17 protein-coding genes and 1 pseudogene are annotated in these 21708 nt (G+C 72.3%); 7 read left to right on the top strand and 11 right to left on the bottom strand.

Annotated elements, in window-relative coordinates; translation table 11 throughout:
• Nucleotides 1–268: 268 nt before the first annotated feature.
• A complete protein-coding gene (locus ACFFRH_RS40235) occupies nt 269–871 on the bottom strand; it encodes a TetR/AcrR family transcriptional regulator (RefSeq protein ID WP_344746050.1) in 603 nt (200 codons plus the stop codon).
• A 104-nt stretch (nt 872–975) separates the two neighbouring features.
• On the opposite strand from ACFFRH_RS40235, the gene ACFFRH_RS40230 reads away from it, so the two are divergent.
• Complete coding sequence (locus ACFFRH_RS40230) at nt 976–1914, top strand: NADP-dependent oxidoreductase (protein WP_344746049.1); 939 nt, start codon at nt 976–978, stop codon at nt 1912–1914.
• Nucleotides 1915–2004: 90 nt separating this feature from the next.
• On the opposite strand, the gene ACFFRH_RS40225 is transcribed toward ACFFRH_RS40230, so the two are convergent.
• The 3 genes from ACFFRH_RS40225 to ACFFRH_RS40215 form a co-directional block, all read right to left on the bottom strand.
• Complete coding sequence (locus ACFFRH_RS40225; RefSeq protein ID WP_344744723.1) at nt 2005–3150, bottom strand: RNA polymerase sigma factor; 1146 nt, start codon at nt 3148–3150, stop codon at nt 2005–2007.
• Nucleotides 3147–3554 carry a YciI family protein gene (locus ACFFRH_RS40220; protein WP_344744722.1) on the bottom strand — a complete coding sequence of 136 codons (408 nt, stop codon included), beginning with the start codon at nt 3552–3554 and terminating at the stop codon, nt 3147–3149. Before ACFFRH_RS40220 ends, ACFFRH_RS40225 begins: the two co-directional genes overlap by 4 nt.
• Nucleotides 3555–3782: 228 nt before the next feature.
• Complete coding sequence (locus ACFFRH_RS40215) at nt 3783–5051, bottom strand: FAD-dependent oxidoreductase (RefSeq protein WP_386162993.1); 1269 nt, start codon at nt 5049–5051, stop codon at nt 3783–3785.
• A gap of 53 nt (nt 5052–5104) precedes the next feature.
• On the opposite strand from ACFFRH_RS40215, the gene ACFFRH_RS40210 reads away from it, so the two are divergent.
• Nucleotides 5105–5797, top strand: coding sequence for a TetR/AcrR family transcriptional regulator (locus ACFFRH_RS40210; RefSeq protein ID WP_386162990.1), 693 nt, complete (start codon nt 5105–5107; stop codon nt 5795–5797).
• Nucleotides 5798–6000: 203 nt separating this feature from the next.
• On the opposite strand, the gene ACFFRH_RS40205 is transcribed toward ACFFRH_RS40210, so the two are convergent.
• Nucleotides 6001–6684, bottom strand: a complete 684-nt coding sequence (locus ACFFRH_RS40205; protein WP_386162987.1) for a TioE family transcriptional regulator — start codon at nt 6682–6684, stop codon at nt 6001–6003.
• A 90-nt stretch (nt 6685–6774) separates the two neighbouring features.
• On the opposite strand from ACFFRH_RS40205, the gene ACFFRH_RS40200 reads away from it, so the two are divergent.
• Entirely contained in the window at nt 6775–7932 is a 1158-nt protein-coding gene (locus ACFFRH_RS40200) for an erythromycin esterase family protein (protein ID WP_344744719.1), read from the top strand.
• Between the two features lie 146 nt (nt 7933–8078).
• On the opposite strand, the pseudogene ACFFRH_RS40195 reads toward ACFFRH_RS40200, so the two are convergent.
• From ACFFRH_RS40195 to chrA, 3 genes and pseudogenes are all read right to left on the bottom strand, one after another.
• Nucleotides 8079–8231: pseudogene (locus tag ACFFRH_RS40195) on the bottom strand (VOC family protein); the annotation flags it as partial.
• Nucleotides 8232–8262: 31 nt separating this feature from the next.
• Nucleotides 8263–8706 (bottom strand): HIT family protein, encoded by a 444-nt coding sequence (locus tag ACFFRH_RS40190; RefSeq protein WP_386162983.1) that lies wholly within the window; start codon nt 8704–8706, stop codon nt 8263–8265.
• Nucleotides 8707–8717: 11 nt separating this feature from the next.
• Nucleotides 8718–9908: a chromate efflux transporter gene (chrA, locus tag ACFFRH_RS40185; protein WP_386162980.1), complete on the bottom strand. Its 1191-nt coding sequence runs from the start codon at nt 9906–9908 to the stop codon at nt 8718–8720.
• 121 nt (nt 9909–10029) lie between these two features.
• Here chrA and ACFFRH_RS40180 point away from each other — a divergent pair, with 121 nt between their 5' ends.
• The 3 genes from ACFFRH_RS40180 to ACFFRH_RS40170 all read left to right on the top strand — a co-directional run bounded on the left by ACFFRH_RS40180 (nt 10030) and on the right by ACFFRH_RS40170 (nt 13543).
• Complete coding sequence (locus ACFFRH_RS40180; RefSeq protein WP_386162977.1) at nt 10030–10806, top strand: arsenate reductase/protein-tyrosine-phosphatase family protein; 777 nt, start codon at nt 10030–10032, stop codon at nt 10804–10806.
• Nucleotides 10803–11195 carry a VOC family protein gene (locus ACFFRH_RS40175; RefSeq protein WP_344744716.1) on the top strand — a complete coding sequence of 131 codons (393 nt, stop codon included), beginning with the start codon at nt 10803–10805 and terminating at the stop codon, nt 11193–11195. Before ACFFRH_RS40180 ends, ACFFRH_RS40175 begins: the two co-directional genes overlap by 4 nt.
• Before the next feature lie 989 nt (nt 11196–12184).
• Nucleotides 12185–13543 carry a S1 family peptidase gene (locus ACFFRH_RS40170; protein ID WP_344744714.1) on the top strand — a complete coding sequence of 453 codons (1359 nt, stop codon included), beginning with the start codon at nt 12185–12187 and terminating at the stop codon, nt 13541–13543.
• Between the two features lie 144 nt (nt 13544–13687).
• Here ACFFRH_RS40170 and ACFFRH_RS40165 read toward each other — a convergent pair whose 3' ends face one another.
• The 3 genes from ACFFRH_RS40165 to ACFFRH_RS40155 all read right to left on the bottom strand — a co-directional run bounded on the left by ACFFRH_RS40165 (nt 13688) and on the right by ACFFRH_RS40155 (nt 17657).
• Entirely contained in the window at nt 13688–16513 is a 2826-nt protein-coding gene (locus ACFFRH_RS40165) for a helix-turn-helix transcriptional regulator (protein ID WP_344744713.1), read from the bottom strand.
• A gap of 707 nt (nt 16514–17220) precedes the next feature.
• Nucleotides 17221–17520, bottom strand: coding sequence for a hypothetical protein (locus ACFFRH_RS40160; RefSeq protein ID WP_386162972.1), 300 nt, complete (start codon nt 17518–17520; stop codon nt 17221–17223).
• Nucleotides 17514–17657 (bottom strand): hypothetical protein, encoded by a 144-nt coding sequence (locus ACFFRH_RS40155; protein WP_386162969.1) that lies wholly within the window; start codon nt 17655–17657, stop codon nt 17514–17516. Before ACFFRH_RS40155 ends, ACFFRH_RS40160 begins: the two co-directional genes overlap by 7 nt.
• 671 nt (nt 17658–18328) lie before the next feature.
• Here ACFFRH_RS40155 and ACFFRH_RS40150 point away from each other — a divergent pair.
• On the top strand, nt 18329–21708 hold a 3380-nt coding region (locus tag ACFFRH_RS40150; RefSeq protein WP_386162966.1), incomplete at its 3' end, for a type I polyketide synthase.

The following is a 21708-nucleotide window of genomic DNA, read 5'->3' as shown; positions in this document are numbered from 1 at the left end:
GGGATCGCGGAGACGTGACAGGACACGACGTGACGTGCGTCACTCCACCCAAGAGCGCGGAACACGCGCTCGCGGCAGAGCCTTCGGCCCATCCCGGCCGTGACGCAGAACCCAGATCATCTGTCACATGGGCCGCCATCGGGTCGACCCCCTCACCGCGGCCACCACCGGCGTCGGCTGTGCCGGGACCCTCGCCCGGCCGGCCACCGTCACAGGCCCGCGCCGTCCGGTCGCCGCGCCGACCGCCGAGCCGGGGAGATCCTCGCCCTCAACGTCGAGGACCTCGGCCTGCCGCGGTGACCGTCCGGTGATCGGGCGAGTGCAGCCCCGCCAGAAGCAGGTCCAGCAGGGTGCGGATCGCCTCGGGCCGCCGGGTGGCCTGCAGGGGGCGCAGTGAGGAGATCGCCATCAGGACGACGCGGACGTCCGCGAGGGAGGTCTCCGGCCGCAGGACCCGCTGCCGGTGCGCGCGGGCGACGAGTTGTTCCAGTGCCGCGGCGTGGGCCCGCCGGTCGTCGCGGAAGGCGTCGCCCGCCGCGTGTGAGCCCAGCAGGGCCTCGTTGAGGCCGGGGGACCGGATCTGGTGCTCCGCGAACCGGCGGATGACCCCGCTGAGCGCGACCCAGGCGTCCGGCTCCGCCTGCGCGGCCCGCATGTCGGCCCGGCAGGCCGCCACGTGCCCGGCGAGGGCCGCGCCGATCAGGTCCGTACGGGTGGGGAAGTGCCGGTACAGCGTCGCGATGCCCAGACCCGCGCGCCGCGCGATCTCGCGCATGGGGAGGTCCACGCCCTCCGCGGCGAAGGCCTCGCGGGCGGTCGCGACGATGTGCTCATGGTTGCCGGCCGCGTCGGCCCTGGTTTTCCGAGTCACTTCTCTCCGCGCCCCTCTCGTTTTCCGCTGGAGCGGAACAGGTGCTCCGGAACGATGTTTACCTCATTCGAAGCGCCCGGAGACTCCGGGCGGGAGAGGTGACCATGTTCGCCGTGCAATTCGAGCGGTTCGGCCCGCCCGAGGTCCTCACCCTGGGCACCGCGCCCGAGCCTCGTCCCGGCCCTCACCAGGTCCGTATCGCCGTCAAGGCCGCGGCGGTCTCGCCCGTCGATCTCGCCCTGCGCGAAGGCTCGTCCCCGACGGGCGAGAACCTCGCCCTGCCGCACATTCCCGGCGTCGACGCCGCCGGAGTGATCGACGAGATAGGCGACGAGGTGACGGGCTACGCCATCGGCGACGAGGTCTTCGGCGCGGTCGACGTGGCACGGCTGGGCGGTGCGAGCGCGCAGTACGCGGTCCTGGACTTCTGGGCGCGCAAGCCGCACGGCATGACGTGGGCCGAAGCCGGCGCGGCGGGCACCGGCGTCGAGACCGCGACCCGCGCCCTCGACCTGCTCGGCATCCGAGACGGCACGACACTGCTGGTCGACGGCGCGGCCGGCGGCGTCGGCAGCATCGTCGTGCAGCTCGCGGCGGCACGCGGCGCCCGCGTGATCGGCACCGCGCGCCCCGACAGCCACCGGTTCCTCAGGGAACTGGGGGTGGAACCCGTGGACTACGGGCGCGGCCTGCCCGCCCGGGTCCGCGCGCTGAGCGCCACTCCGGTGGACCGGGCACTCGACGTCGCGGGGGCCGGGTCGCTGAGTGAACTGATCGAACTGACCGGCACCGCCGACAGCGTCGTCACCCTGGCCGACTTCGGGGCATCGGCGTACGGGGTCCGGCTGTCCCTGGGCCGCTTCGGCGGCCAGCCCGACGGCGTCCACGGACTCACGTCAGCCGCGGCACTCGCCGACCGGGGCCGATTCCGCGTTCCGGTCCGGGAGATCTACCCGGCCCATCAGGCGGCGCGGGCACACGAGACGGCCGCGCGACCGCCCCGGCGGGGAAAGGTCGTCCTCGACCTGACGCGTACCGGTTAGGGCGCGACCGGCACGACCAGGCGCTCTGGCGGATTCGGAGCGGTGTCGGACCGGATTCGGAGCGGCGTCGGAGCGGTGAACGCCCGCCGCTCAACCGCGCAGCCGCGCGTTGAGCCGTGCGGCCTGCCGCGTGAGGTGGTCGCGTTCGGGGAGGCTGGGCGCCGATCGGGCGGCTTGGCTGTAGAGCCGGGCCGCGGTCACCGGGTCGCCGTCACGCTCGTGCAGGTACGCCGCGACGGCGTCGTGGCGGGGCAGGGCGGGGTCGAGCTCCGCCAGGGCGGCCAGGCCGGCCCGCGGGCCGTCGGCCTCGCCGACCGCGACGGCCCGGTTGAGGCGGGCCACCGGGCTGCCGGTGAGGCGCACCAGTTCGTCGTACCACTCGACGATCTGCACCCAGTCGGTCTCCTCGGTCGTCCGGGCGTCGGCGTGCAGCGCGGCGATGGCGGCCTGGGCCTGGAACTCGCCCAGGCGGTCGCGGATGAGCGCCGCCTGGAGCACCTCTACGCCCTCGGCGATCAGGCGGGTGTCCCACAGGCCGCGGTCCTGCTCGGCGAGAGGCACGAGCCTGCCGCCGGGGCCGGTCCTTGCCGGACGCCGCGCGTGGTGCAGCAGCATGAGCGCGAGCAGGCCCGCGACCTCCTCGTGGTCGGTCGTGGCCGCCACCCGGCGAGTGAGCCGGATCGCCTCGGCGGCGAGGTCGACGTCGCCGGAGTAACCCTCGTTGAAGACCAGGTAGAGGACGCGCAGCACCGTGGCGACGTCACCGGGCTGGTTGAACCGGACGCCCGAGACGGTCCGCTTGGCCCGGCTGATCCGCTGGGCCATGGTCGCCTCCGGCACGAGGTAGGCCCGCGCGATCTGGCGCGTGGTCAGGCCGCCGACCGCGCGCAGCGTGAGCGCGACGGCCGAGGCCGGTGTCAGGGACGGGTGCGCGCACAGGAAGTACAGCTGGAGCGTGTCGTCCACCGCCTTGCCCGGGCCGGGCACGGGCTCGTCCTCGACGCGTACCTCGCGGTGCCGCCGGGAGACGTCGGCGCGGGCGGCGTCGAGGAACTTGCGCCAGGCCACGGTGACCAGCCAGCCCTTGGGGTCGCGCGGCGGGTCGTCCGGCCACACGCGCACGGCCTCGACCAGGGCGTCCTGCACGGCGTCCTCGGCCGCCGCGAAGTCGGCTCCGCGGCGGACGAGGGCACCTATCACCGCGGGCACCAGCTCCCGCAGCAGCGACTCGTTCACTCGGTGGCCGTGGGCTGCTCGGCGTAGAAGGGGCGCACCTCGAGCCACTCGTGGATCGGCTTGCCGCCCGCCCCCGGAGCCGCGGACAGCTCGCCGGCCAGTTCGAGCGCGCGCTCGTAGGTCTCGACGTCGATCACCATCCAGCCGGCGATGAGGTCCTTGGTCTCCGCGAACGGGCCGTCGGTGACCGGCGGCCGCCCCTCTCCGTCGTAGCGGACGAACGTGCCCTCAGGGGAGAGCGCCTGGCCGTCGACGAACTCGCCGGTGCCCTCCAGCCGGGCGGCGAAGTCACGCATGTACTGCACGTGGGCCGAGACCTCCTCCGGCTCCCACTGGTCCATCGGCACGTCGTTGACCGCCGCCGGCGCGCCCCGGTAGTGCTTGAGCAGCAGGTACTTGGCCATCGTGTTCTCCTTGGTGAGGTACGGCCCGCTGTGGCCGTGTTCACCGCGGGGACGGAGCCGTGCGCGGGTTCTCGACATCCCGCCGCGACTTTTTCCGGCGGATTTCGAAGACTCCCCGCGCCGGGCCGCCACAGGTGGGCGCGGGCAGCAGTTTAGCGTCCGAGACGCGGACGACGCGGTGGCGCGGAACGGCGGTGAACGGGGTGGCACCTCTCTCGCGCTCGGCGGTCAGGACGGCTGGACTTCGTCGAAGAGGGCGAGGGCCTCGGAGGGATCCGGGCTCACGAGGCGTTCCAGACCGGCCGTCGTGATCTCCGCCCACCTTCCGGCCCGTGCCCACATCTGTTCCTCGAAGGAGCGGACGGCTTCGTCCAGATCGCCGGGGGTGGCGGCGAAGGCGACGGCCTCGGCGAGTTCGGCGCCCTCCAGCATCGCGAGGTTCGCGCCCACCCCCAGCGGGGGCATCAGGTGGGCGGCGTCGCCCAGTAGCGTCACCCCGGGGACGTGGGCCCAGGTGTGGGACACGGGCAGGACGTGGAGGGGGCGGTGGGCGAAAGAGGTGCCGTGGCGGAGGAGGTCGAGGGCGGGAGCGGCCCAGCCGTCGAACAGAGCCAGCAGACCTGATCGCACGGCCTCGGCGTCGGCCAGGTCCAGGCCCGCGTCCGACTCTGTGTCTGTGCCCGTCTCCAGGCCCGTGTCCACGTCCAGGCCCGTGTCCACGTCCAGGGCCGTGTCCGTGTCCGTGTCCGTGTCCGCGGCCAGGCTCGCGCGCCGGTTCAGGCCCAGATGCCGCTCCAGGTTCGTGTGCCAGTCCAGCGGCGCGCGGAACTGGGCGTACACCTTGACGTGGCCGCCACTGTTGCGCTGGGCGACGAGGGCGCGGTTCACGCCGTACACGGCAACGGAACCGTCGCCGATCAGCCGGGCGAGGTCGGGGTGGCGGGTGTCAACGTCGTCCAGGGAGGTCTCGACCAGGGTGACGCCGGTGTAGTGCGGCGTCGCGGACGAGAGTGCCCGGCGGACCCGGGACCAGGCGCCGTCCGCGCCGATCACGAGGTCGAACGTCTCCTCCCGCCCGTCCGCGAAACGGACCAGCACGCCGTCGCGGGTCCCCGGCACCACCTCCGTCACGCCCCGGCCCCACCGAACGTCGAGGGGGCCGAGCAGCAGGTCACGGAGTTGCCCCCGGTCGATCTCGGGATTGGCCCGGTCGCCCGGACGGGGCCGCCAGTCGCGCAGGACGGTCCCGTCCGTGTCCAGGATGCGCATGGCCTGTCCCTCGGGGCGCGACAGCGCCCGGAAGCCCGCCAGCAGCCCCGCCTTGCCCAGCGCGAGCTGGCCCATCCCCTCGTGCAGGTCGAGCGTGCCGCCCGGGGGACGGGCGTCGGGGGCGGGATCGCGTTCGAGGACGGTGACGGGGTGACCGTGGCGGTGCAGGACGCGGGCGAAGGTGAGGCCCGCGGGGCCGCCCCCGACCACGGCGATACGATGTCTCATGTCGATACACTGTATTTTACTATTACGATGTATCGCAACAGTACGATGTAACCATGACTGTGTGGGACCGGCCGGAGCCGCCGACTCGCCCCGTGCCGCTCGACCGGGAGCGGATCGTCGCCGCCGCCGTCGCGCTGGCCGACGAGGGCGGGCTGGAGGCGGTGTCGTTGCGCAAGGTCGCCGCCCGGCTGGACGCCGGCCCGATGCGGCTGTACGGATACATCTCCACCAAGGAGGAGCTGTTCGACCTCATGGTGGACGAGGTTCACGCCGAGATCCTCCCCGAGGAGCCGCCCGGCGACTGGCGGGAGGCGCTGCGCGTCCTCGCCCACCGCACCAGGCAGGCCACCCTCCGGCACGAATGGCTGGCCGACCTGCTCGGCGGCCGTCCGGCCCTGGGCCCGAACGCCCTCGCCGTGACCGAGACCACGCTGGCCGCCCTCGACGGCCTCGCCGACCTCGACACCGTCGTGCGTGCCGTGGAGACCGTCAGCGCCTACTTCACCGGCGCGATCAGGCGCGAGATCGCGAACCTGCGCGCCGAGCGCGCCACGGGCCTGTCCGAACGCGACTGGCAGCGCGCCTCCGGCCCGCATGTGATGAGGATGCTGGCCACGGGCCGCTTCCCGTCGCTGGCCAAGTTCGTGCACGACGGCACGGAGGTGGACGCCGAGGTGTCCTTCGCGGTCGGCCTGGACTGGGTCCTCGACGCCGTGGCCGCCAAACTCGCCCGGCCCCCGGCGTGACGCCGGGGATTTCCAGGTAACCCCACGACCGGGGCGGCCACCACGCCGCCCATCGGGCGTCCGCCCTCCCCGTCCACGACATCCGCGCGTTCTTCGCGGCCAGGACCCCCGGGGCGCCCGGGTGCGAGGGGACAGCACGTCGTGACCGGACGCGACGGCGTTCCGCGGCCATCGCCGTCTCCCGAGGTGGAGGTGACTCGGCCTCAGGGTTCGCGGGCGTGGAGGTACGCGTCCAGGTCGGCGGCGCCCTTGAGCATGGCGCGGCCCCGGGCGGACAGACGGGCCCGCCAGTCGCGCAGGGTCGACTCCAGCGGGGCGACGCCTCCGGCGGAGCGGACCTGGGCGATCAGCGGGGCGATCTGCTCCAGCAGGTAGCCGCCCCGCCTGAGCTGGTGGGCCAGCCGGACGTCCCGCACGTCGGCCGCGCTGTAGATCCGGTAGCCCGTCCGAGGATCGCGGCGCGGGCGCACCAGCCCGGCGTTCTCCCATTTGCGCAGGGTGGCGGAGCGGATGCCGAGCCTCCTGGCCAGCGGGCCGATGAACGTGTCGCCGCGCTCCTGCGGCACGGGCGCCAGATCGCGGAGCGCGGCCTCGACCGCCTGGAGGGTGCGGCGGTCGTCGAGGAGCTGGCCGTGGCTCTCGTCGATGAGCAGCAGCGCGTCGTCGACGGCGCCCCGGTTGACCGCCCGCATGATCGCCGTGGCCGTGCGGTGACCGTGGCCGGGCACGAGGGCGAGGAACGCGGCCAGGGCCTGCGCGTGCAGCGGCGTGTAGGTGCGGTAGCCGTGGACGGTGCGTTCGGCGGCGGGCAGGATGCCGTCGTCCTCGTAGTTTCTGACCGCCTGGGTGGACAGGCCGTGCTCGCGCGCCAGGTCCACTGGTCTCATGGATGCACCACCGATTGAGGGTTTGTCGCGACGGAAGCGGAAATTTTCCGGGAAAGTTTACACCGAATGTTCAACGATACCGTTGAAGGCATGGATATCAAGGACATGGGCGGGCCGCTCGACGGCGCGGGCATCTCGGCGTTCCTCAGGTCGCTTCCCGCCGAGCCCCTGCTGCTCGGCCTGGGCGAGGCCAGGCACTTCGTGGGGGAGCTGGGCGAGGTGCGCAACGAGATCTTCCGGCATCTGGTCGAGCGGGAGGGCTACCGGGCGTTCGCCATCGAGAGCGACTGTCTCATGGGCCTCGTGGTCGACGACCACGTCACGACGGGCGCGGGCACGCTCGACGACGTCATGGAACGCGGCTTCAGCCACGGCTTCGGCGCGTTCCCGGCCAACCGCGAGCTCGTACGCTGGATGCGGGCGTACAACGAGGAGCATGACGAGAAGATCCGGTTCTTCGGGTTCGACGGCCCCCTGGAGTACTGGGCGGCGAGCCCGCGCCAGGCGCTCACCGCCCTCCACGCCCTCCTCGACGGCCCGCTGCCCTGCACCGGGGAGACCCTCGACACGCTGCTGGGCCCGGACGAGCGGTGGGCGAACGAGGCCGCGGCGATGGATCCGTCCCAGTCGATCGGCCGGTCCGCCGACGCCCAGCGGCTGCGGCTGATCGCCGACGACCTGGTGGCGCTGCTCGACACGCAGGTGCCGCGGCTGAGCGCGGAGGACAGGGAGCGGGCGGCACTGTACGGGCGCACCGCCACCGGCCTGCTCCGCTACCACTACTGGATGGCCGACGCGTCCCCGGCGCGGTGGGCCCGGCTGTCGGCCCTGCGGGACGCGATGATGGCCGCCAACCTGCGTGCCGTCGCCGAGCGCGGCCCGGCCCTGGTCTTCGCCCACAACCTCCACCTGCAGCGGAACAAGAGCCTCATGCCGTTCGGCGACCAGCTGCTGGAGTGGTGGAGCGCGGGGGCGATCGCCGGGGCGCACCTGGGCGACCGGTACGCCTTCCTGGCCTCGGCCCTCGGCACGGTCGGCGACGACACCCCGCCCCCGGACACCGTCGAGGGCATCCTGTCCACGCTCCCGTGGGACCACTCGCTCATCGACACCCGCCGCCTGGCCGAGGCCGTCACGAAGTCCGCCCCGCGCGTCTCCCACGACTTCCGCTATTTCCCGCTTGACCCGGCCCAGCTCGGCACGATCGACGGTCTCGTCTTCCTCGGACAGGCCGTCAGGCTGGACTGACAGGCGCGTGCGTGCCGGGTGTACCGGGTGTGTACCGGCACGCACGCGATCGGCCACGCCCTCCACGCCCGCCCCGCCCCCTGGGTTCTCGCCGCCCGGATCGGCCGGGCCCGGCCACCCGAGCCCATGACACATGCGCACAAGGCTCACGTGTCGGGGTGTCGTCGCGGCTCCGTGTCAGGGCGGGCGAGGACGCAGGACTCGTGGCCCTCCGGATCGGCGAGGCACGTCCACGGGACGTCGCCCTGGCCCACGTCGGCGGGCGTCGCGCCGGGAGCCTTCAGGCGCGCGGCCAGCTCCGCCTGCTGGGCCGCGGAGGTGGTGGCGAGCTCAAAAGGCGCTCCTTGCGCGCAGGTTCCGGCGCACCGCGTCGGCGGCTAGCTCGGCGTCGGCGGCTTCGCTGCGCTGGGGCGCGTTGAGGAAGTCCGTACCGCGCAAGGGGTGGGAGGCGGGGCGGGGGTAGAGCCAGGCGTGGAAGTGCTGGACGCGGTCGCGGGTGGAGACCAGGTGGACGCGCTCGGCGTCGGTGGTGGCCCGCACGGCGGTGTCGAGCGTGTGGAGCAGGCCGCCGAAGGACGCCGCCTCCTCGGGTGTCATCTCGGCGAAGTCGGTGTAGTGTCGCGTGGAGACGATCTTCATGGTTCCCGGTCTGGAGGACTCGGCGGGGCCGTGGTGGACGAGCCAGGAGTCGTCGCGGTAGACCCACCCGCCTGGCGGTTCGTCGGCAGCGGTGCTCAGCCGGCAGTAGGGGCAGGTGGGCGCGGCGTCGTTCATCGGGAAGTCCTTCAGGTCAGCAAGGTATGGGTCAGGCCGATGGCGGCGCCGGCGGCGATGTACCAGGCGTTGTTGAGCCTGGTCTTCCACAACAGCGCCAAAGTGGCTAGGGCGATCGCGGTGGTGAGGGGGTCGACGATCGCGGTTCGACCGAGTTGGAGGGAGACGCCGGCCATGAGGGCCAGGGCGGCGACGTTGAGGCCGTCGAGCAGGGCGGAGGTCCAGGCGCTGGAGCGGAGTTTGTCGGTGAGCTTGGTGAGCAGGCCGACGAAGACGAAGGACGGCAGGAAGATGGCGACGGTGGCCAGGAAAGCTCCGATGGGGCCGGCGACGAGATAGCCGATGAAGGTGGCGGTAGTGAACACCGGGCCCGGGGTGACCTGGCCGATGGAGACGGCGTCGATGAGCTGCGGGTCGGTGATCCAGCCGAGCCGCTCGACGAAGTCGCCGCGCAAAAAGGCCAGCAGGACGTAGCCGCTGCCGTACAGCACCGATCCGATCTTCAGCATGGTGAGGAACAGCTGCGCCAGCTGGCCGCCGGTGGGATCGGGGAGGAGCGGCGAGCCCAGGCCGAGCAACGGTAGCGCGAGCATCCCGTGCGCGGACTCCTGGCGGTGGCGGAACACGCGTGCTGCCGCCGTGAGCAGCGCGCCGGCGGCCATCACGAGCAGCTCGTTGATCCCGATCAGGTAGGCGGCCAGGGCGGCGACGGCCAGCAGCGCGAACCACACGTTCTTGATCACCGTGCCGAGAAGGCCGAGCAAGGCGTGGGCGATGATCGCGATCACCGCCGGGACGATGCCATACAGGAGGCCCGCGACGGCGGGTGTCGTCCCGTAGGTGACATAGGCCCAGGCCAGAGCTGCGACGATCAGTGCGGCCGGGAGGATGAAGCAGAGACCGGCGGCCAGCAGGCCGCGTCGGCGGGCGCGGTCGAAGCCCAGATGAATGGCCAGCTCGGTGGAGTTGGGGCCGGGAATGAGGTTGGTCGCGCCCATCAGGTCGACGAACCGCTCGTCGCTGACCCAGCCGCGGCGGCGTACCAGCTCGTCACGCATCATCGCGGTGTGCGCGGCCGGGCCGCCGAAGGCGATGGTACCGAGCTTGAGGAACAGCAGGGCCACCTCCCGCACCGTGGACCAGGAGGCATTGCCTCCTTCGGGTTCGTCGGCCGGATCGCCGACGGCCTGTTCGTCTGCCACCGTCGCTCTTTCCCCTTGGTCATGCGGATCACCCGGTGGGAGGGCCCCACACCAGGGCCCAGGCGACAGCCCGCAAGCAGGCCGAGCACACCCGCCAAGCCATATGCATCAAATGTATTTGATGTATTATCACAAGGTGATGACACCGGCTCAACCCGTCCCGGCCTTCGTACGGCTGGCCTGTCATCCGCTGCGGTGGCGGCTGCTGACCGAGCTGGCGGCGAGCGACTACCGGGTCCGTGAACTGGTGGTTCTGGTGGATCACCCGCAGAACCTGGTCTCCTACCATCTGCGGTTGCTGCGCGACGGCGGCCTGGTCAGCAGCCGGCGCAGCAGCGCCGACGCCCGCGACAGCTACTACCACCTGGACCTGGACCGCTGCGCCCACGCCCTGGCCGCCACCGGCCTCGCGCTGCACCCCGCGCTCCGCCTCACCCCGGCACCACCCCAGCCACCCCCGGCGCCCGCCCGCCCGCCCGCCGTCCTGTTCACCTGCACCGGCAACAGCGCCCGCTCACCGATCGCCGAAGCCCTGCTGCGCCACCGTGGCGGCGGCCACCTCGAGGTCGCCAGCGCGGGCAGCCACCCCCGGCCACGGCTGCACCCCGACGCCGTCCGGGCCCTGCGCGAGGGCTACGGCATCGACCTCGAGGAGCAGCGCCCCCGGCACCTGGAGACCCTGACCGGGCGTCACTTCGACCACGTCATCAGCCTGTGCGACAAGGTCCGTGAGCTCTGCCCCGACTTCGGCGACCACTCCCGGCGCATCCACTGGAGCATCCCCGACCCAGCCGCCGAGCAAGCCGGATATACCGCCTTCGCTCGCACCGTGGCGGAGATCGACACCCGTGTCCGCTACCTGCTACCTGTCCTCACACCGAGAGAGGCCCAGCCATGACCACACCTGACTCGCTCGCCGCCGTCCGCTACCTCGTCGACGACGTGACCGCGGCCGTCGGCTTCTACACCACCCACCTTGGCTTCACCTTGCGCCTGGACGCCACGCCGGCCTTCGCCGACGTGGTACGCGGACCGCTGCGGCTGCTGCTGTCCGGACCTGCCAGCTCCGGCGCCCGCGCCACACCCCCAGGCACCCCCTCCGGACGCAACCGCATCCACCTCATCGTCGACGACCTTGACGCCGAGATCGACCGGCTCCGTAACGCCGGCCTGTCCTTTCGCGGCGAGGTGGTCGCCGGCCCCGGCGGACGTCAGACTCTGCTCACCGACCCCGCCGGCAACCTCATCGAACTCTTCGAACCCGCCCACACGCCAGCCCGAGCCTGACCGGCGCCCACCGTGACCGCGTCCTGGCCAACAGGCCGGTGAGGAGGATTGGTACAGGAGTTAGCGGTAGCGGACTGAGCCCGGTGCCGGTTCGGTGACGAGCCCGGTCAGGTCGGCTGGTCGGGCAGGAGGCCGGCCAGCGCGGTGCGCACGGCGGCCCGGCTCCCCCGTGGGTGCGAGGGCCGCGATGGGAGGTTGCCTCCTCGTGGAACGCCGTCCGCACATCCTCGCGCCGGGCGCCGTCCAGCGCGGGAGGCCGGCCGCGGTAGCGCCCCTCGGCCTCGGTCGCGGCGACCCCCTCGGCGGTGAGTTCGTTCTGCAGGTCGCGCTGGAACTGGCCGACGGCGGTGAGCACGTTGATGATCAGCGCGGTGGTGGCGTCTGTTCGCGGCGAGGTCGTGGAAATTCGACAGGGGCCCGGACAGGACGCGCAGGGCGATGCCGCGCGCGGCGTACCAGTTGCGGACGTTGTGGATGTCGACGAGGTCGCGGCATCGCCGGAACAGCTCCGAGACCGTCGGCACATCACCCGGGTGCGCCGCGGCGGCGACCTTCGCGAACGCGGGCCGCTCCAGCGCGGGAATCTTCGAGATGGTGGCCGGGTCCTCAAACAGCAGCACCCCGTCGGCCGGACGGAACCCCTTGGCGACACCTCCGGTCCGCACGAGGAGGTCGACCGCGGTGAGGATGTGGCGCTGCTCGGTTTCTTGCGCGGCCAGGTGAGCATTCCAGACCTCTCGCCGCGACGGGCAGCAGGGCCGCAGCGTTGCGCTCAGGGCCGCGTCGGCGTAGTAGCACCGGTTCGTCCACCCCGGCCCGCTCGACGAGCTCAGCCGGCCGTACCCGCGCTTCAGCGAATCCCTGCCCGATATGCCGCATTCGATAGGGATTTCCCTGATTACTCGGGGGTGGGACCAACATCATCGTTGCTCCTGGAAGCGCCCCGGCAGCGGGCCGGGCGCGCCGATCGAGCAACTGGAGGACGACGGATGCGACTCGCATCAGGCGTGAGAACCGGGCGGGCCACAAGCGGTTCCCGGCGCGCCACGCCGCGCACGGCCGCGGCTGGTCTCCTGGTCATCGGGAGCCTGCTGGCTCTGCCGGCACTGCCCGCGCACGCCGACCCGCCCCCCGTCAGTGTCACCCCTGACGTGGCCGCGGAGACCTCCCCACCTGATGACGGCGCCCTCATCACCCCCGAGGAGGCTCTGGAGCGGGATTCCACGGCCGTCGCGGGCCTGGCGAAGGTCTCGGTCTCCGAGGCCAAGCGGCGGCTGGCCATCCAGCAGAGGGTCACGAAACTCGTGGAGTCGCTGCCCGAGGACGTCCGGGCGCAGTCGTACGCCGGAGGTCGGCTCGACTTCACCGCGAGCAGGCCGGCCACCCTCTACTTCAAGGGCAGGGTTCCGGAGTCGGTGCAGGCGGGCGTCATTCCCGAGGTCGAGTTGACCGGCGGGATGAAGTACTCGTTCGACGAGATGGTCGCCCGGCAGAACGCGCTGCACGCGGCGGCCAAAGACCTGGGCTTCACGCAAATCCGCTCGGACTTCGACCTGGTGACGCAGCGCATCGGACTCACACTCGCACTTCAGCGAGAACAGCCGGATCTGCGTGGGCGGACACTGCGCGACAAGCTGACCGCCCGCGTGGCCGGAGGCCGACTCGCCCTGCGGGATTCCGACTTCTCCATCAAGGAACTCGCTTCCGGGACCAGGCTGGCCGTTCCCAGCACCGGGTACGGAGGGTCGATCCTCCGCAGCGGTGGCGCCTACGCGTGCACCTCGGCCTTCGTCGTCCGGCGTACCAGCGACCAGGCCGAGGGCGTGCTCACCGCCGCGCACTGCGAGGGCATCAACCAGATGGATCAGAACAACTCCGCCGGCGGGGTCGTCTCGACCTTCTCCGCGCCGTTCGTCAGTGAGCACATCGGCGCCAACGGAGAGGTGGAGTGGCACACCACCACGGGCCACGACGACGTCCCCGAGTTCTGGGACACCTTCAGCACACGACGCACCGTGACGTCCCGCATCGGCAGTTCCGGTTACATGTCGGGGGCCTACGTCTGCCACTTCGGGCGGACCAGCGGAACCACCTGCGGCGTGATCAACAATCCGAGCGTGAGCATCAACTTCCCGTGGGGCGGCTGCGGGGGCTGCACGAAGACCGCTTCGAACATGGTGCGCGTCTCGGGGGCGGCCAGCCTGCCGGGCGACAGCGGAGGCCCCTGGTACGTGCTCAACCAGGCGTTAGGCGTTCATCACGGGTATGACCCGGTCAGCCTCGACGTGTTCTTCAGCCCGATCGAGCGGGCGGAGAACCAGTTCGGCGTGAAGGTGCAGTTCGGCTAGCCCCAGGTCTCCCGATCCCCTGTGCCGGAGCACTTGTCCGGGCCCGGGGGAGGTCGTGGCCGGAGTTTCCCAAACGGAGGAGACCCCGGCCACGACCGCGTGAACGTCCGCCCACCGCCCCCGGTCTGCTGGGGGAGCATCGGCTCAGCCGGTGCGGGGGCGGTCGGCGGCGGCCTCGGGTCGTATGCCGAGCCCCGCCAGCTCGCTGCGGTTGCGCACGCCGAGCTTGCGGTAGATGCGGGTGAGGTTGGCCTCGACGGTCTTGGCGCTGATGAACATCCGGCCGGCCACCTCACGGTTGGTCAGGCCGGACGCGACCAGCCGGTGGATCTCCTGCTCGGTGGGCGTCAGCTGGCGATCGGGCACCCGGCGCTGCCCGCACCTGCGCAGTTCGGCCGCCGCCTGCGCGGACCACAGCGGCGCACCCAGTTCGTCGAAGGTCTGCTCGGCCTGGGTCAGCACGTCCCTGGCCGGGATCTTCTGCTTGCTCGCCCGCAGGACCTTGCCATACACCAGCAGGGCGCGCCCGCGTTCGAAGGGCATCGGCAGGGCGGCGCATGCGTCCAAGGCCCGCTGCGCGGCGCGGGCCGCCCGGTCCAGGTCGCCCTCGGCCGCGGCGACGACCGCCTCGCTACGGGGCAGGATCGCCAGCAGCCAGGGACGCGGCGCGACCTCGGCCCGGTTCCGCAGCCGCGCGAGCAGCTTGCGCACCCGCGCCGTCCGGCCGGTGGCGGCCGCGACCTCGATCTGGTCGCCGTGGAACATGTAGCGCGCCGGTTCCTTGATCTTCATGGCGCCGACCAGTTCGTCCGCCTGGCTCAGGTGGTGGTCGGCCCGCTCGAGATCCGCCGCGGACAGCGCGGCGAAGCCGAGGACCTGCCGCAGCAGGGCGGCCACGTACGGGTCGCCGGACTCCCCGGCCTGCTCCAACGCGTTCCGGGCGGCGGCCTCGGCCTCGCCGACGCGACCGAGATGCGCGTCGACCAGGGCCAGGGCGTACCGGCCGAAGCCGAGCCAGCGCCGTTGGCCGGTCAGTTCGATCACCTCGATGGACCGCTGCGCCTCCTGACGGGCCCGCGGCCAGTCCCCCAGCCAGCAGTCGATCTCTGCGAGGTGCATCAGCGCGTGCCCGACCGCGGGTTCGTCACCGGACTCGGTGGCCAGGCTGAGCTCGACCGCGAAGCGCTTACGCGCCTCAGACGGGTCCACGCATTTGGCCCAGGCCCCCAGGCTCTGCCGGCTCCACGCCTCGGCCCAGTGCCGCGACGGCTGCGCCGGCAGCAGGCGGGCGGCGCGCTCGAGATCGCGATGGGCGATGCCCAGGCCGTTGGTGAGCCGATACATCGCTCGTACGGACAAGGCGCACGACAGCAACACGGGCTCCGGACACGCCCCCGGCCGCTGAAGCACCTCGACGGCGGCCTCAGCGGCGGCCAGTTGCTCGGCCGCGTCGTGGGTGCTGAACCAGGCCCGGCGTAGGTGCAGCTCCGCCTGCAGGTCCGGGTGGCCGGTCGCGCCGACCAGCGCGCGCCGGCACAGCCGGCCCGCCTCGACCGTGCCGCCCTCGTAGAAGACGACCTCGGCGAGTCGTAGCAGCGCCCGGGACCGCAGTGGGTCCGGCGGCCGGGCCGCCACGACCGCCTCCAGCACGCGACGGGCACGGGCGGCGTCGCCGGCGGCGAGCAGGCACCGCGCCTCGGCGACCGTCCGCCGATGGGCACCGTCCACATCGGCCGGCGGGGTACGGGCCGCCGCCAGGTTCCACAGTTCCGCGGCGGCCGCCGGACTTCCCCGGTGCCAGGCGCCGGCGGCCCCCTGTTCCAGCAGTGCCGCGACCTTCTCGTCCGGCCCGTCTTCGCACAGCGCCAGGTGCCGGCCCTGCTGTTCGACATCGGAGACCACCTCGGCCAGCCGCCGTCGCACCCGCCGGTGACGCTCGGACGAGGTCACCGCGCGGACGGCGGAGGCCAGCAGCGGGTGGGTGAAACCGATCCGGCCCTGCCGGACCTCGATCACGCCGGACTCCTCCGCCACCGTCAGGGAGGACAGCCGCCCTTGCGGCACCCCCATCGCCGCCCGCACCGTCACGACCGTCGGGTGCGCCAGCAGGGCGACATGCAGCAGCACGTCGACGACGGGTTCGCCCAGCGCACGTATCCGCTCACCCATCAGCTTCGCCACCGATTCGGGAACGGGAAGCGGTTCACCGGGCCCGGGGCGGGCGCCGGTGCGGTGAAGGGACCGTACGATCTCCAGGGCGTACAGCGGGTTGCCTCCCGAGGCCTGGTGGAGGCAGCGAAGCGCCGGCATGCTCCACTCCTCACCGGTGTGCCGCAGCAGCATCCGGCGCAGCGTGCCCAGGCCGAGGGATCCCAGCCACATTATGCCGACGCGGGAGGCGGGCAGCGCCTGAGCCAGCCCCAGGGGCGCGGCGGCCGGCGGCCTGGCCCGCATCGCCACGAGCAGGCCCACGGGCTCCTCCGTCAGGCGGCGCGCCACGTAGGCGATCGTCTGTGCGCTGGCCTCGTCCAGCCACTGCACGTCGTCGATCGCCAGCAGCACGGGACCCTTCCGGGCCAGGGCCCGCACCGCCGACAGCGCGGCGGCGCCGAGGGCACGCGCGGCCAGCGGCGGCCCCTCGGCCTCCGTCCGATGGAGGAGCGCCACCTCCAGAGCCTGGGCCTGGAGTGGCGGAAGCATGTCGCCCGCGTCCTCAAGCACGCCATGAAGCAGGTCGGCCAGCGCGCTGAGCGTCAGTGTGGTCTCGGCCTCGGCGGGCCGGCAGGACAGGACGCGGTGACCGAGGGTACCGGCGCGGGTGACGCCATGGTTCCACACCGTGGTCTTGCCGATGCCCGCGTCGCCGGCCAAGACGAGGGCCGCGGCGCCGCCGGGCAGCGAGGTCAGGAAACGGTCGAGGGTGGCCAGTTCGCGGGCGCGGCCTTCCACCTCGGACAGCGCGTACCCCATCATCCCGATCCCCCCGAATGCCTCATGCGATTCCGGCAGGGCCCTGCGAGCCCTTCCGCTTGCACCGTCCGATCCCGGCCGACCGGCCGTGCGGGCCGGAGCGGCGGCCGCCCCGCCGTCACTCGGGCAGGACGTGTCCCCGCGTCATCGCGAGATGTGCGGCTTCGAGCCGCCGACCGGCTTCCACACCGAACTCGTCATCGAGGTGCGCCCTATCCGGGTGTGTGCGTGACGCCGCTGAGAGCCTGACTCGCCTATGACGAAAAACTCGCCGGGCGGTCTCTCTTTTCGTCGACGGTCATCCGGAATTCATGAGTCCCCGGGCCATGGCCGAGGTGGGGAATGTGCAGGACTTGCCGGAGAGCCATGTCACCGCCGGGGTCAGGAGGGCCGACACGCATGACGGCACTTTAACCACGGCCATGCGCCCGCAACTATGACCATGAAGGCATGGAACTCCTATAGCTCCGGTGAGCCGCCACTCAGACTCCTGTCGGCATCGAAGTCGCGCGAGAGGTGATCTCCCAGCACCCCGGCCCTGGAAGGTCGTCTTCCAGGACTCGAATACGGCGGCCGTTGCGTTCTGGCGGCGTGTCGCCACCGAGATCGCCGGTGACGCGTGGACGGAGGAACGCCGGCCAGTCCCGAACCGGCCTGATGTTCCCCCGGATGTGTGGATTTCCTTCGCCACCGCCTGAGTGGGGTATTTAGCAGGAACTCGCCTCGCCCTGCGATCGGCGTTCGGCCTCGTGATGGGTTCCGAGCAGGTCCGGCACGTCCGCGGCCTGCTCACCCGGCCGGAGAGCACCGTCTCCTCCATCGCCTGGTTGCCCGGCGTCAGCTGCTCGGCGGTGGCTTCCGGTGTGCCCATCAGCACTTCCATCCATCTCAGCCGACAACCGCCCCGACAACAGCGCGTGCAGCCGGTCGTTCTCCGCCTTGCGGACCTCGCCGACCAACCGGGGCAGCACGGTGATGCCCGGTAGCAGGATCCGCTCCTTCAGCATGTGCGCCCGCGCCCGATCGAACAGCGCCCGCCGGAGGCCCACACCCGCGCCGCCTGCTCCAGCTCGGCCATCGACGGCTCTGCGGGGAAGCGGCCGTAGCGAGCCACCTGCTCATCGGAGAGGAATTCGAAAGGCATGACCCAGGAACGCAGGGCCCTCGACCAGGCCGAACACCGCTCGTCACCGAACCGAAACGAAGATCAACTATCTAGCGCCGATTCCTGCACTCACCCTCCTCGGAGGCCAGAACCACGGTGCACCAACGGCCCGCGCTCCGACTGCCCGTGATCGGGTGCGGGTGGTGTCCCGTGCTTCACCCTGGCAGGTTGGTTGTCCGCTTTTCATGGCCGCGATGGCATTTTTTACTCCTTTCGCCATCCTTGACTAGATTGACCTTTTATGGTGACAGATGGCAGCTTAAATGGCTCGACATGGACTTCTGGGTAATTCGGTATGTCAATACATGCGCGTTCGCTCGGCGCGAAACCAGAGCCTCCCCACCTCCCTGTCAACCTTCCAGTCAACTCCGGGACCCGCGCTGACCATCGGCCACATCGGAGGAGGAGCGCGGGGTCAGGCTCCTCGCGATCACCACATCGAGTGGCGAGTCATGGCGCCCCATAACAAGTAACAGGACAGACACTTAATCGCTCATCCGGCGACGTACTATGCGTGTTGTAGATCATCTTTCACTAAAGGGGACCTTGGTGATTTACGCCGCTGACGTGGCATGACGGCACGTTCACGCGGGACGGCGGGGCCTGACCCGCCACGGGGGCGGGTGTTCTCACGGGGGTGAGGTGTACGAATGAGCGAGCCCGGTGCGCGGAGCGGTCACGACGCCATCGCGATCATCGGACTTTCCTGCCGGTTCCCCATGGCCGGGAGTCCCGCGGAGTTCTGGACCCTCCTGAAGGACGGCGTGGACGCCGTCACCGGGCCGCCCGACGGCCGCCCCGGTCAGGCCGACCGGCGCGGCGGGTTCATCGAGCGGATCGACCACTTCGACCCGGCCTTCTTCGGCGTCTCGCCGAGGGAGGCGGCCTTCATGGACCCTCGGCAGCGGCTGATGCTGGAGCTCGGCTGGGAGGCGCTGGAGGAGGCCAGGATCGTGCCGGCGAGCCTGCGCGGCAGCCGCACGGGAGTCTTCGCGGGCGCGATCTGGGACGACTACGCGGCCCTCGCGGGCGGGCGGGACGCGTCCGCGCTCACGCCCCACGCCATGACCGGGCTGCATCGCGGTGTCATCGCCAACCGCCTCTCCTACACGCTCGGCCTGCGCGGTCCGAGCCTCACCGTCGACACGGCGCAGTCGTCCTCGCTGGTGGCCGTGCACCTGGCCTGCGAGAGCCTGCTGGCCGGCGAGTCCGTCCTCGCCCTGGCCGGGGGCGTCAACCTGATGGCCGGCCCCGACAGCGCCGAGGTCTCCGCTGCCTTCGGCGGGCTGTCGCCCCGGGGCCGGTGCGCGACCTTCGACGCCCGCGCCGACGGGTACGTGCGCGGCGAGGGCGGTGCCGTCCTCGTGCTCAAACCTCTGGCCGCGGCCCTCGCGGACGGCGACCGGATCCACTGCGTCATCCGCGCCACCGCGACCGGCAACGACGGCGGCGGCCGTACGCTCACCACTCCCGAGGCGGCGGCCCAGGAAGAGGTCGTCCGGCGCGCCCACGCCCGCGCCGGGGTGCGCCCCGAGGAGGTCCAGTACGTCGAGCTGCACGGCAGCGGCACCCCGGTCGGCGACCCGGTCGAGGCACGGGCCCTCGGCGCGGCCTTCGCGGCGGGACCGGGGGTGCCCGGGGCACCGGGAACGCCGGAAACATCGGGACCGCCGGAGACGGCGGGGACGGCGGGGACGGCGGGGACGGCGGGGACGCTGCTGCGGGTCGGCTCGGTGAAGACGAACATCGGTCACCTGGAAGGCGCGGGCGGCATCGCCGGGCTGGTGAAGGCGGCGCTGTGCGTCGCCCACGGCGAGCTGGTGCCGAGCCTGCACTTCGAGACGCCCAACCCGGACATCCCGCTGGAGGAGCTGCGCCTGCGGGTGCAGACCGAGACCGGCCCGTGGCCCGCCCCGGACCGCCCGCGGGTGGCCGGCGTGAGCTCCTTCGGCATGGGCGGCACCAACTGCCACGTCATCCTCGCCGAGGCCCCGCGCCTGGTCTCCGCACGGCCCGCGCCCTCCCCGGCCTCCACCGTCTCGGCGGGCTCCACCGTCTTCCCGGGCTCTGCGGGCTCCGTGGCTTCCACGGACACGGACCCCGTGGACTCCCCGGACTCCGGCACCTCCTCACGCTCCGCCGCTCTTTCGGACACCGCTCTTTCGGACACCGCTCTTTCGGACACCGCTCTTTCGGACACCGCTCTTTCGGACACCGCCGGGTCCTCCGTGAGCCCCACCGGCGCGGAGCCCGCGGTACGCGGGGACCGTCCCGGCGTCTGGCCGGTCTCGGCCCGCGGCGAAGAAGCGCTCCGGGCGCAGGCGGGCCTGCTGCTGGACCGGCTGGAGCGCGACCCGGGACTCGACCTCGCCGACCTCGGACATTCGCTCGCCACCACCAGGACCGCCTTCGAGCGCCGTGCGGCGGTCGTCGCGCCGGACCGCGAGACACTGCTGCGCGCCCTGGCCGGGCTGAGGCGCGGCGAACCCGCGCCCGGCCTCGTCCGGCGGGCCGGTACGGCGGGTGCCGGACGGGTCGCGTTCGTCTTCCCCGGCCAGGGCTCGCAGTGGACCGGGATGGCGGCCCGGCTCATGGAGACCGCCCCGGTTTTCCGGGACCGGCTCGCCGACTGCTCCCGGGCGTTCGCGCCCCACCTGGGCTTCTCCCTCATCGACCGGCTGGCCGACGGCGAGCCCCTGACGGGCGACGACGTCGTCCAGCCCGCGCTGTTCGCCCAGATGGTCTCGCTGGCCGCCCTCTGGCGCTCCCACGGGGTACGGCCCGCCGCCGTCGTGGGCCACAGCCAGGGCGAGGTCGCCGCCGCGTACGTGGCGGGCGCGCTGTCGCTGGACGACGCCGCGCGCCTGGTCGCACTGCGCGGCCGGGCGATGTCCGCGATCGCCGGGCGCGGAGGCATGCTGTCGGTGGCCCTGCCCGCCGACGAGGTCCGGGCACGGCTGGCCCGCGCGTCCGGGCGGCTCGCGGTCGCCGCGGTGAACGGCCCGGCCTCGGTCGTGGTCTCCGGAGACCTGGACGCGCTCGGCGAGCTGCGGGCCGCCTGCGAGGCGGACGGCGTCAGAGCCCGCCGGGTCGCGGTCGACTACGCCTCGCACTGCGAACACGTCGACGCGGTGCGCGAGCGGCTGCTCGGCGAGCTGTCCTACCTCCGGCCGGGAGGGTCGCGCGTCGCGTTCTACTCCACCGTCACGGCCGGGCCGCTGGACACCCACCGGCTGGACGCCTCCTACTGGTACCGCAACCTGCGGCGACAGGTCCGCTTCGAGGAGACGGTCCGCGCCCTGGAGGCCGCGGGCCACGACCTCTTCGTCGAGGTGAGCCCGCACCCGCTGCTCACCGGGGCCGTCCGGGACACCCTCGGGGCCGGGAGCGCGGTCGTCGGCACCCTCCGCCGCGACGAGGGCGGCATGGACCGCTTCCTGACCTCACTCGCCGAGGCACAGGTCGCGGGCGCCTCCGTCGACTGGGAAACGATCTTCCCTGGCGGGCGGCCGGTGGACCTGCCGACGTATCCGTTCGAGCGGCGCCCCTACTGGCTGGACACGCGGACCGGACCGGCACCGTCCCGCGCCGCCACCTTGTCTCTACCGGCCGCCCACGACACTTCCTCCGAGCCGGTACGGGAGGAAACACCGTCGGCCGGACGGGACCTCACGGGCGTGGTGCGCGCGCAGGTGGCCGCGATCATGGGCCACTACACGGCCGACGCCGTGGAGATGGACCGGACCTTCAAGGACCTCGGCTTCGACTCCGCCATGTCGGTCGAGCTGTGCGACCGGCTCGCCGCAGCCACCGGACGGCCGGTGCCGGGCACCGCCGTCTTCGACCACCCCACCCCCTCGGCCCTCACCGCCCACCTGGGCTCGGCACCGGCCGCCCCCACGACCCCGGCCCCGGCCGTCGCGGCGCCCTCCACCGATCCGGTGGTGATCGTGGGGATGGCGTGTCGTTTTCCGGGTGGGGTGGTGTCTCCGGAGGGTTTGTGGGATGTGGTGGTGTCGGGGCGGGATGT

Origin of the sequence: Streptosporangium vulgare (assembly GCF_042428775.1) — a bacterium.
GTDB classification, from domain to species: Bacteria; Actinomycetota; Actinomycetes; order Streptosporangiales; family Streptosporangiaceae; genus Streptosporangium; species Streptosporangium vulgare.
Note: the sequence above shows the minus strand (reverse complement) of the source record. Positions and strands in the feature narration are given on the sequence as shown.

Excerpts from the sequence above, each read along its gene's own strand:
- ACFFRH_RS40230 (WP_344746049.1), top strand. The coding sequence starts at position 976 with ATGTTCGCCGTGCAATTCGAGCGGTTCGGCCCGCCCGAGGTCCTCACC.
- ACFFRH_RS40220 (WP_344744722.1), bottom strand. The coding sequence starts at position 3,554 with ATGGCCAAGTACCTGCTGCTCAAGCACTACCGGGGCGCGCCGGCGGCG.
- ACFFRH_RS40215 (WP_386162993.1), bottom strand. The coding sequence starts at position 5,051 with ATGAGACATCGTATCGCCGTGGTCGGGGGCGGCCCCGCGGGCCTCACC.
- ACFFRH_RS40210 (WP_386162990.1), top strand. The coding sequence starts at position 5,105 with ATGACTGTGTGGGACCGGCCGGAGCCGCCGACTCGCCCCGTGCCGCTC.
- ACFFRH_RS40205 (WP_386162987.1), bottom strand. The coding sequence starts at position 6,684 with ATGAGACCAGTGGACCTGGCGCGCGAGCACGGCCTGTCCACCCAGGCG.
- ACFFRH_RS40200 (WP_344744719.1), top strand. The coding sequence starts at position 6,775 with ATGGATATCAAGGACATGGGCGGGCCGCTCGACGGCGCGGGCATCTCG.
- ACFFRH_RS40190 (WP_386162983.1), bottom strand. The coding sequence starts at position 8,706 with ATGAACGACGCCGCGCCCACCTGCCCCTACTGCCGGCTGAGCACCGCT.
- ACFFRH_RS40180 (WP_386162977.1), top strand. The coding sequence starts at position 10,030 with ATGTATTATCACAAGGTGATGACACCGGCTCAACCCGTCCCGGCCTTC.
- ACFFRH_RS40175 (WP_344744716.1), top strand. The coding sequence starts at position 10,803 with ATGACCACACCTGACTCGCTCGCCGCCGTCCGCTACCTCGTCGACGAC.
- ACFFRH_RS40170 (WP_344744714.1), top strand. The coding sequence starts at position 12,185 with ATGCGACTCGCATCAGGCGTGAGAACCGGGCGGGCCACAAGCGGTTCC.
- ACFFRH_RS40165 (WP_344744713.1), bottom strand. The coding sequence starts at position 16,513 with ATGGGGTACGCGCTGTCCGAGGTGGAAGGCCGCGCCCGCGAACTGGCC.
- ACFFRH_RS40160 (WP_386162972.1), bottom strand. The coding sequence starts at position 17,520 with ATGCTGAAGGAGCGGATCCTGCTACCGGGCATCACCGTGCTGCCCCGG.
- ACFFRH_RS40155 (WP_386162969.1), bottom strand. The coding sequence starts at position 17,657 with ATGCCTTTCGAATTCCTCTCCGATGAGCAGGTGGCTCGCTACGGCCGC.